8 protein-coding genes are annotated in these 9,616 nt (G+C 71.9%); 2 read left to right on the top strand and 6 right to left on the bottom strand.

Annotated elements, in window-relative coordinates; all coding sequences use genetic code 11:
• Positions 1–142 precede the first annotated feature (142 nt).
• The 5 genes from pgl to tkt all read right to left on the bottom strand — a co-directional run bounded on the left by pgl (position 143) and on the right by tkt (position 6,987).
• Positions 143–931, bottom strand: a complete 789-nt coding sequence (pgl, locus tag ACFV6D_RS20220; RefSeq protein WP_363368896.1) for a 6-phosphogluconolactonase — start codon at positions 929–931, stop codon at positions 143–145.
• Complete coding sequence (gene opcA, locus ACFV6D_RS20225; protein WP_363368898.1) at positions 928–2,040, bottom strand: glucose-6-phosphate dehydrogenase assembly protein OpcA; 1,113 nt, start codon at positions 2,038–2,040, stop codon at positions 928–930. Before opcA ends, pgl begins: the two co-directional genes overlap by 4 nt.
• Positions 2,037–3,593 carry a glucose-6-phosphate dehydrogenase gene (gene zwf / locus ACFV6D_RS20230; protein ID WP_063349513.1) on the bottom strand — a complete coding sequence of 519 codons (1,557 nt, stop codon included), beginning with the start codon at positions 3,591–3,593 and terminating at the stop codon, positions 2,037–2,039. The genes opcA and zwf overlap by 4 nt, the downstream gene beginning before the upstream one ends.
• A gap of 64 nt (positions 3,594–3,657) precedes the next feature.
• Positions 3,658–4,797, bottom strand: coding sequence for a transaldolase (gene tal, locus ACFV6D_RS20235; protein ID WP_063349514.1), 1,140 nt, complete (start codon positions 4,795–4,797; stop codon positions 3,658–3,660).
• Between the two features lie 90 nt (positions 4,798–4,887).
• A complete protein-coding gene (gene tkt / locus ACFV6D_RS20240; protein ID WP_063349515.1) occupies positions 4,888–6,987 on the bottom strand; it encodes a transketolase in 2,100 nt (699 codons plus the stop codon).
• Between the two features lie 463 nt (positions 6,988–7,450).
• On the opposite strand from tkt, the gene ACFV6D_RS20245 reads away from it, so the two are divergent.
• Positions 7,451–8,398, top strand: a complete 948-nt coding sequence (locus ACFV6D_RS20245; RefSeq protein ID WP_063349516.1) for a heme o synthase — start codon at positions 7,451–7,453, stop codon at positions 8,396–8,398.
• A gap of 54 nt (positions 8,399–8,452) precedes the next feature.
• Here ACFV6D_RS20245 and ACFV6D_RS20250 read toward each other — a convergent pair whose 3' ends face one another.
• Positions 8,453–9,094, bottom strand: a complete 642-nt coding sequence (locus tag ACFV6D_RS20250; protein WP_380336074.1) for a DUF2461 domain-containing protein — start codon at positions 9,092–9,094, stop codon at positions 8,453–8,455.
• 72 nt (positions 9,095–9,166) lie between these two features.
• Between ACFV6D_RS20250 and ACFV6D_RS20255 the strand changes: the two genes are divergently transcribed.
• Positions 9,167–9,505, top strand: a complete 339-nt coding sequence (locus ACFV6D_RS20255; RefSeq protein WP_063349518.1) for a hypothetical protein — start codon at positions 9,167–9,169, stop codon at positions 9,503–9,505.
• Positions 9,506–9,616 lie beyond the last annotated feature (111 nt).

The raw sequence follows: 9,616 nt of genomic DNA on the forward strand, positions 1-9,616 counted from the left end.
GCGCGCGCCCCCCCCCCCCCGCGGGCGCGCCCCCCCCGCCCGGGGGGCGGCCCCCGCGGCGGCGGGCCCCCGCACGGGCCCCCCCCCCCGCGCGGGGGCCCCGCGTGGGGGGGGGGGCCGCCCTTGTGCGTTGCCGAGCCCGTTACGCCGAGGCCGGCGGGTACAGCTGGGGCGGGATCTGCTCCGCCGCGGCCCGGTCCAGCAGCCACAGGGTGCGGCTACGGCCGTACGCGCCGGAGGCGGGCGCCTGGAGCTCGCCGGGGCCGGACAGGGCCATCGCGACCGCGTCCGCCTTGTCCGCGCCGGCCGCCAGCAGCCAGACCTCGCGGGCCGCCCGGATCGCCGGGAGGGTGAGCGAGACCCGGGTCGGCGGGGGCTTGGGGGCCCCGCGCACGCCGATCACGGTCAGCTCCGTCTCCCGCACGCCCGGGTGCTCGGGGAAGAGCGAGGCGACGTGGGTGTCCGGGCCGACGCCGAGCAGCAGCACGTCGAAGGCCGGGACGCCGAGCCGGTCGCCCGGGCCGGACGCCTTCGCCAGCTCCTCCGCGTAGCGGGCGGCGGCGGCCTCCACGTCGGAGCCGTCCGCACCGTCCGAGGCGGGCATCTCGTGCACCCGCGCCGGGTCGAGCGGGACGGAGTCCAGCAGTTCGGCGCGGGCCTGGACGGCGTTGCGGTCCGGGTCCCCGGCGGGGACGAAGCGCTCGTCGCCCCACCAGAGGTCCAGCCGCGCCCAGTCGACCGCGTCGCGCGCCGGGGAGGCGGCGATCGCGGCCAGCAGGGCGTTGCCGTTGCGCCCGCCGGTGAGCACCACCGAGGCGGTGCCGCGGGCGGCCTGGGCGTCCACGATCCGGGTGATCAGCCGGGCCGCGGCCGCCTGGGCCATCAGCTCCTTGTCCCGGTGGACGACCAGCTGCGGGGTCGCGTTGGTCATGCGCTCCCCTTGGCGGCGCGCTTGGCGGGCTTCTTGGCGGGAGCCTTCTCGGCGTCCTCGGGCACGTCCTCGGACGAGGCCTCGGACGCGACCTTGGCGGTCACCCGGGCGGGGTTGGCCACCGCGGCCTCGGCGACCGCCGCGCGGGCGACCCGCTCGGCCGCCGCCGTCTCGGCGGTGTCCGGCTCGCGCAGCCGGTCGACGGGCGTGCGCACGGCCGTCGCGTAGATGTCGTCCGGGTCGAGCCGGCGCAGCTCCTCGGCGATCAGCTCCGAGGTCTCGCGCCGCTTGAGCGCCACCTGGCGGTCCGGGGAGCCGGCCATGGAGAGCGTGCCCATCAGGCCGTCCGGGCGGTCCAGGGTGATGTCGCCGTCCTTGGTGCGCAGGTGCACCGCGGTGATGCCGGGGCCGCCGGTGACGACCCGCTCCACCGGCACGTGCAGCCGGTTGTGCAGCCAGAGGCCGAGCAGTTCGACGCTGGGGTTGTAGGACTCGCCCTCGACCACCGCGGAGGTGATCGTGACCGGCCGCTGGTCCAGCGCGGCGGCCAGCATCGAGCGCCAGCCGGTGATCCGGGTCCAGGCCAGGTCGGTGTCGCCCGGGGTGTAGCTCTGGGCCCGCTGGGCGAGCTGGCCGACCGGGGACTCGGCGGTGACGGCGTCGGTGATCCGGCGCTGGGCGAGCGCGCCCAGCGGGTCCTGCGCCGGGTGCAGCGGCGCGTTGTCGGGCCACCAGACGACGACCGGGGCGTCCGGGAGCAGCAGCGGCAGGACCACCGACTGGGCGTGCGCGGCGAGTTCGCCGTGCATGCGCAGGATGACCGTCTCTCCCGAGCCGGCATCGGTGCCGACCAGGATCTCGGCGTCCAGCCGGGTCTCGGCGCGGGCCCGGGGCGAGCGCCCGGCGCGCTTGATCACCGCGAGGGTGCGCGAGGGGTGCTCGCGGGAGGCGTCGTTGGCGGCCTTGAGGGCGTCGTACGCGCTGCCCTCGTCGGTCACGATCACCAGGGTGAGCACCATGCCGGCGGCGGTGGAGCCACTGGCCCGGCGCGCCTCCATCAGCGCGGCGTTGATCTTGCTGGACGTCGTGTTGGTGAGGTCGATCTTCATGGCCGGCGCCAGCTCCTGCCGTCTCGTGCGAGCATCTCGTCCGCCTCGGCCGGGCCCCAGGTCCCCGCGGAGTACTGGGCGGGCTTGCCGTGGGTGTCCCAGTACTTCTCGATCGGGTCGAGGATCTGCCAGGAGAGCTCGACCTCCTGGTGACGCGGGAACAGGTTGGCGTCGCCGAGCAGCACATCGAGGATGAGCCGCTCGTACGCCTCCGGGCTGGACTCGGTGAAGGACTCGCCGTAGGCGAAGTCCATCGTGACGTCCCGGACCTCGAAGGAGGTGCCCGGCACCTTGGAGCCGAACCGCACCGTCACGCCCTCGTCCGGCTGGACCCGGATGACCAGGGCGTTCTGCCCCAGCTCCTCGGTCGCGTAGGAGTCGAACGGCAGGTACGGGGCGCGCTGGAAGACCACCGCGATCTCGGTGACCCGGCGGCCCAGCCGCTTGCCGGTGCGCAGGTAGAACGGGACGCCCGCCCAGCGGCGGTTGTTGATCTCCAGCTTGATCGCCGCGTAGGTGTCGGTCTTGGAGTCCGGGTCGATGCCGTCCTCGTCCAGGTAGCCGACCACCTCCTCGCCGCCCTGCCAGCCGGCCGCGTACTGGCCGCGCACGGTGTGCCGGCCGAGGTCGGCCGGGAGCTTGACGGCGCTGAGCACCTTGAGCTTCTCGGCGACCAGCGCCTTCGGGTGGAAGGACGCCGGCTCCTCGATGGCGGTGAGCGCCATCAGCTGGAGCAGGTGGTTCTGGATGACGTCGCGGGCGGAGCCGATGCCGTCGTAGTAGCCGGCCCGGCCGCCGATGCCGATGTCCTCGGCCATGGTGATCTGCACGTGGTCGACGTACGACCGGTTCCAGATCGGCTCGAACATCTGGTTGGCGAAGCGCAGCGCCAGGATGTTCTGGACCGTCTCCTTGCCCAGGTAGTGGTCGATCCGGAAGACCTCGTCCCGGGGGAAGACCTCGTGGACGATCCGGTTCAGCTCCTGGGCGCTCTCCAGGTCGTGGCCGAAGGGCTTCTCGATGACCGCGCGGCGCCACGAGCCCTGCGGGGGGTCGGCCAGGCCGTGCTTCTTGAGCTGCTGGACGACGGTCGGGAAGAACTTCGGCGGGACGGACAGGTAGAAGGCGAAGTTGCCGCCGGTGCCCTGCGCCTTGTCCAGCTCGATGATGGTCTCGCGGAGCTTGTCGAAGGCGTCGTCGTCGTCGAAGGTGCCGTGGACGAAGCGCATGCCCTTGGCGAGCTGCTGCCAGACCTCCTCCCGGAACGGGGTGCGGGCGTGCTCCTTGACCGCGTCGTGGACCTCTTTGGCGAAGTCCTCGTCGTCCCACTCGCGCCGGGCGAAGCCGACGAGAGAGAAGCCCGGCGGCAGCAGACCGCGGTTGGCCAGGTCGTAGATGGCCGGCATGAGCTTCTTGCGGGACAGGTCGCCGGTGACTCCGAAGATGACCAGACCGGACGGCCCCGCGATGCGCGGGAGCCGTCGGTCGGCCGGGTCACGAAGCGGGTTGACGGGGGCCGGCGGGAGATCGTCCGCGTCCGACTCCGAGGTCAACTCGGGGAAATCAGTGCTCACTTGTTGGGCTCCGCTTTCGTGCGCTGGCTGTGTGAGCGAACGGTCACTTCTCGCCGGCGAAGGAGGCGAGCGAGGCGGTGACGGTGTCGAGCAGCTCGTTCCAGGACTGCTCGAACTTCTCCACGCCCTCGTCCTCCAGCACCTGGACCACGTCGTCGTAGTCCACGCCGGCGGCGGCGATGGCGTCCATCACGGCCTTGGCGTCGGCGTAGTTGGGGACGATGGTGCCGCCGGTGACCACACCGTGGTCGGCGGTGGCCTCCAGGGTGGCCTCGGGCATGGTGTTGACCGTGCCGGGGGCGACCAGCTCGGTGACGTACAGGGTGTCCGGCAGGGCCGGGTCCTTGACACCGGTGGAGGCCCACAGCGGGCGCTGCGGCTTGGCGCCGGCGGCCTCCAGCGAACGCCAGCGGGCGCTGCCGGCGGACTTGCCGTCGACCGAGCCGAAGACCTCCTCGTACGCCTGGTAGGCGAGGCGGGCGTTGGCCAGGGCGGCCTTGGAGCGCAGGTCCCGGGCGTCGCCGCCGATCTTCTCCAGGCGCTTGTCGATCTCGGTGTCCACGCGGGAGACGAAGAAGGAGGCGACCGACTCGATCTGGGAGAGGTCCAGGCCCTTGGCCTTGGCGGCCTCCAGGCCGGTCAGGTAGGCGTCGATGACGGCCTTGTAGCGCTCCAGCGAGAAGATCAGCGTGACGTTGACGCTGATGCCCCGGCCGATCACCTCGGCGATCGCGGGCAGGCCGGCCTTGGTGGCGGGGATCTTGATGAAGACGTTCGGACGGTCGACCAGCCACCACAGCTGCTTGGCCTCGGCCACGGTGGCCGCGGTCTCGTGCGCCAGGCGCGGGTCGACCTCGATGGACACCCGGCCGTCGCGGCCGTTGGAGGCGTCGTAGACCGGGCGCAGCACGTCGGCCGCGTCACGCACGTCCGAGGTGGTGATCATGCGGACGGCCTCGTCGGTGGTGACCTTGCGGACGGCGAGGTCGCGCAGCTGGCCGTCGTAGGAGTCGTCGCCGCCGCCGATGGCCTTCTGGAAGATGGTCGGGTTGGTGGTCACACCCACCACGTGCTTGTTCTGCACCAGCTCGGCGAGGTTGCCGGTGTTCAGCCGCTTGCGGCTGAGGTCGTCCAGCCAGATCGCCACGCCTTCGTCGCTGAGGCGCTTCAGTGCGTCAGTCATGGTGCTTCAGTCCTTTTTTCTTCTGCTTCGTGGGGTAGTCAGAGGGGGCCGTGCGCCCGCGTGCGGGCGGGCGCACGGCCCAAGGGGGCGTCAGCGGTTGACGGCCTCAAGGGAACGGAGGGCGTTGTGGGCCTCGGCCACCACGCGCTCGGCGGTCAGGCCGAACTCCTCGAAGAGCACCTTGTAGTCGGCGGAGGCGCCGAAGTGCTCCAGCGAGACGATCCGGCCGTGGTCGCCGACCAGCTCGCGCCAGCCCTGGCCGATGCCGGCCTCGACCGACACCCGGGCCTTGACCGACGGCGGCAGCACACTGTCACGGTAGGCCTGGTCCTGCTCCTGGAACCACTCGAAGGACGGCACCGAGACCACCCGGGTGGCGATGCCCTCGGCCTCCAGCACCTCGCGGGCCTTGACGGCCAGCTGGACCTCGGAGCCGGTGCCCAGCAGGATCACCTGCGGGTCGCCGCTGGAGGCCTCGGCCAGGATGTAGCCGCCCTTCGCGGTGCCCTCGGCGGAGCCGAAGACCTCGCGGTCGAAGGTCGGGACGTTCTGGCGGGTGAGCGCCAGGCCGACCGGGCCCGGGTGGGTGGTCTGGCGCTCGATCACGGTGCGCCAGGCGACGGCCGTCTCGTTGGCGTCGGCCGGGCGGACCATGGACAGGCCCGGGATGGCGCGCAGCGAGGCCATGTGCTCGACCGGCTGGTGGGTCGGGCCGTCCTCGCCGAGGCCGATCGAGTCGTGCGTCCAGACGTAGGTGACCGGCAGCTTCATCAGCGCGGCCAGGCGCACGGCCGGGCGCATGTAGTCGGCGAAGACCAGGAAGGTGCCGCCGTACACGCGGGTCTTGCCGTGCAGCGCGATGCCGTTCATGGTCGAGCCCATGGCGTGCTCGCGGATGCCGAAGTGGATCGTCCGGCCGTACGGGCTGGCGCTCTTCAGCGGGTTGCCCTCGGGGAGGAACGAGCTGTCCTCGTCGATCGTGGTGAGGTTGGACTCGGCGAGGTCGGCCGAGCCGCCCCACAGCTCCGGGATGACCGCGCCGAGCGCCTTGAGGGTCTCGCCGGAGGCCTTGCGGGTGGCGACGTCCTTGCCGGCCGGGAAGACCGGGACGGTCTTCTTCCAGCCCTCGGGCAGCTCGCCGGCCTGGATGCGGTCGAACTCGGCGGCGCGCTGCGGGTCGGCGGCGCGCCAGGCCTCCAGGGACTGCTCCCACTCGGCGTGGGCGGCCTTGCCGCGCTTGATGACCTCGCGGGCGTGCTCGATCACCTTGTCGGAGACCTCGAAGGTCTTCTCCGGGTCGAAGCCCAGGACCTTCTTGGTGGCGGCGATCTCGGCGGCGCCGAGCGCGGAGCCGTGCGCCTTGGCGGTGTTCTGGGCGTCCGGGGCCGGCCAGGCGATGATCGTGCGCATCGCGATGATCGACGGACGGGTGGTCTCGGCCTTGGCCGCGGCCAGCGCGTCGGCCAGGACGGCCACGTCGATGTCGCCGTTGGCCTTCGGGGCGACCCGCTGGACGTGCCAGCCGTACGCCTCGTAGCGCTTGAGGACGTCCTCGGAGAAGGCGGTCTCGGTGTCGCCCTCGATCGAGATGTGGTTGTCGTCGTACAGGGCGACCAGGTTGCCCAGCTTCTGGTGGCCGGCCAGCGAGGAGGCCTCGGCGGAGATGCCCTCCTCCAGGTCGCCGTCCGAGACGATGGCCCAGATGGTGTGGTCGAAGGGGGACTCGCCGGCGGCGGCGTCCGGGTCGAACAGGCCGCGCTCGTAGCGGGCGGCCATCGCCATGCCCACCGCGTTGGCGATGCCCTGGCCGAGCGGGCCGGTGGTGGTCTCCACGCCCGCGGTGTGGCCGTGCTCCGGGTGGCCCGGGGTGCGGCTGCCCGCGACGCGGAAGGCCTTGAGGTCGTCCAGCTCCAGGCCGTAGCCCGACAGGTACAGCTGGGTGTAGAGGGTCAGGCTCGTGTGCCCGGGGGACAGCACGAACCGGTCGCGGCCGACCCACGAGGGGTCGGTCGGGTCGTGGCGCAGGAAACGCTGGAAGATCAGGTACGCCGCGGGGGCCAGCGACATGGCCGTCCCGGGGTGTCCGTTGCCGACCTTCTGGACGGCGTCCATGGCCAGGACCCGCGCTGTGTCAACCGTGCGCTCATCCAGTTCGGACCACTCGAATGCGTTCGTCGGCGTCGTGCTCACCCTGTCTCAGGGCTCCTTCCGTTGTGAAGAGTGACCCCGTGAAAGGGGACCGGGTCGGCCACGGCGCTGTGGTCTCGACGCTGGGTGGTGCCGGTCACGGAGGGTAGATCCCGCTTCTGCGTGCGAGCCTACCGTCCGGCCCGGGGCTCACCCTCCGTGCTGGGACAACCAGGAAATCCGTATGGTGATTCCCACCAGGGCGGCCTGCCTGATTTTGTCCCAGACTCTCCTGTTTTACGGCACCCTGCCGCCCCGGTGGTCAGGACGGGTTGCGGCGGCGCGCCGGAACGGCTTCGTGGCTTCACCCAGTCGGTTCACCCGGGGGTGTGCCATCGGCCTCGCCGGGGGACCCCGGAGCCGGATGGGATATATGGAGCGTCTAAGGTGGCGTGGTACGCGCAGAGCGGACGATTTGGGACCCTTCGTTCCTGTGGACGCCTGCGAGGATTCATCTTCAGTTGGGGTGTTAGTGACCGCCGTCGAAACCCGTCCCGCCGGGGTCACCGGGGCGACTCCTGCGCACCGGCCCATCGGGGCCCGTGTCGGCGCCTTCGTCGCACTGACCAAGCCACGGATCATCGAACTGCTGCTGATGAGCACGGTGCCGGTGATGTTCCTCGCCCAACAGGGCGTCCCGAACATGCTGCTGGTGCTGAAGGTCGTGGTCGGCGGCTACCTCTCGGCGGGCGGCGCCAACGCCCTCAACATGTACATCGACCGCGACATCGACGCGGTGATGACCCGCACCGAGCGCCGGCCGATCGTCACCGGGATGGTGTCGCCGCGCGAGGCGCTGGTGTTCGGCATCGTCCTCGCGATCGTCTCGACCCTGCTGCTGGGCTTCGGCGTCAACTGGCTCTCCTCCGGACTGGCGCTCGGCGCGCTGCTGTTCTACGTGTTCGTCTACACGCTGGGGCTCAAGCGGCGCACCTCGCAGAACATCGTCTGGGGCGGCATCGCCGGCTGCATGCCGGTGCTGATCGGCTGGTCCTCCGTCACCAACTCGCTGTCCTGGGCGGCGGTCGCGCTGTTCCTGGTGGTGTTCTTCTGGACGCCGCCGCACACCTGGGTGCTCTCGATGAAGGTGCGCGAGGACTACGAGCGGGCCGGCGTGCCGATGCTGCCGGTGGTCAAGGGCAACGTCGCCGTCGGCAAGCAGGTCGTCGCCTACTCCTGGGTGATGGTGGCGACCTCGCTGGCAGTGTGGCCGCTGGGGCACATGAGCTGGCTGTACCCCGTCACCGCGGTGCTGCTCGGCGGGTTCTGGCTGCGCGAGGCGCACGCGCTGTACGGCCGGGCCAAGGCCGGGGTGGTGGGCGCGAAGCTGAAGGAGATGCGGCTGTTCCACTGGTCGATCACCTACCTGTCGCTGCTGTTCGTGGTGTGCGCGATCGACCCGTTCGTGAAGTAAGGCCTGTCCGACGTCGAAGAGCCCCGGTCCGGTGGACCGGGGCTCTTCGCGTTCTCACCGCGCCGGCAGCTCGGACGGGCCGACGTGGTCGTCCAGCCAGTCCCGGAGCGGCTGGGAGGCGCGCAGGAAGGCGGTGATCCGGGTGTGGGCGCCGCGGGTGCCGAGCCACTTCGCGGGCGCCCACTCCTGCCAGGCGACCAGGCCCTTGTGGCGCAGCAGCTCGATCCTCGGGTGGTCCTTGGGGAAGCCGCGCGGAGCGGTCTTGAGGGAGTCCCGGCCGTGCACCCGGGGGCCGTCCTGCTCCACCGCGGCAATCACCCGCTCCAGTTCGGCGCCGCTGACGTCCTCGGCGACGGCGGCGCGGTAGCGGTCCAACTGGTCGGGGGCGAGCTGGTACATCCCGTTGCCGCAGGCCAGGCCGTCGGCGGAGAGCTGGACGTAGCCGCCGGTCTCCAGGTGGGCGCCGATGTGTGTCTTGTACGGAGACTTGTCGGCGCTGAACCGGACGTCGCGGTTGGGGCGGAAGATCTTCCCGGGCCCGAACTCCGGCTCCAGCTCGGCGAGCAGCAGCTCCATCGGGGTCCGCACGTCGTCGTCGTACTGCTCCTTGTGGGCCTGCCAGAAGGTCTTGGAATTGTCGGCTTCGAGGTGCTCGTAGAAGTCGAGCGCCTCGGCCGGCCAGCCGGAGAAGGTCACGCCTCCAGTATGTGGCCCGGTGCACAGGGCGCTCCCGTCGCCAGCACGACTACCGGTGGGTAGCATGCGGGCATGAGCAGCGCAGAGACCGCCACCGCCGCCGCGCCGGACGCCCGTACCGAGCGCCGCGCCAAGCGCATCGCCAAGCACCTCAGCAGCTTCGCCCGCCAACACGGGGGCGGCGCCGACGCGGTCGTCGAGTACGTCGGCGCCGTGGCCACCCGGATCGTGGTGGTCGGCGCGGACGGCGCCTGGGGCGACCAGGTGGCCCCGAGCTACGCCGTCGGCCGCCGCGCCGCCGAACTGGCCGGGCTGACCCTGCACGACGACTTCGAGGGCGAGCTGGCCCTCAAGGTGAAGACCGGCCCGTACGAGTGGAAGCGGATGGCCGGCATCCAGCTCGGCGGCTGACCGCTTCGGCGCCCACGGCAACGGCCCGGGGGGCGCCCCCGCGCCGCGGGGGGGGGGGCGGGCGGGGGGGGGAGGCGCGGCGCGGCCCCCCGCCGCGCCCCCCCCCCACCC

Origin of the sequence: Kitasatospora sp. NPDC059812 (assembly GCF_042732075.1) — a bacterium.
Classification (GTDB): domain Bacteria; phylum Actinomycetota; class Actinomycetes; order Streptomycetales; family Streptomycetaceae; genus Kitasatospora.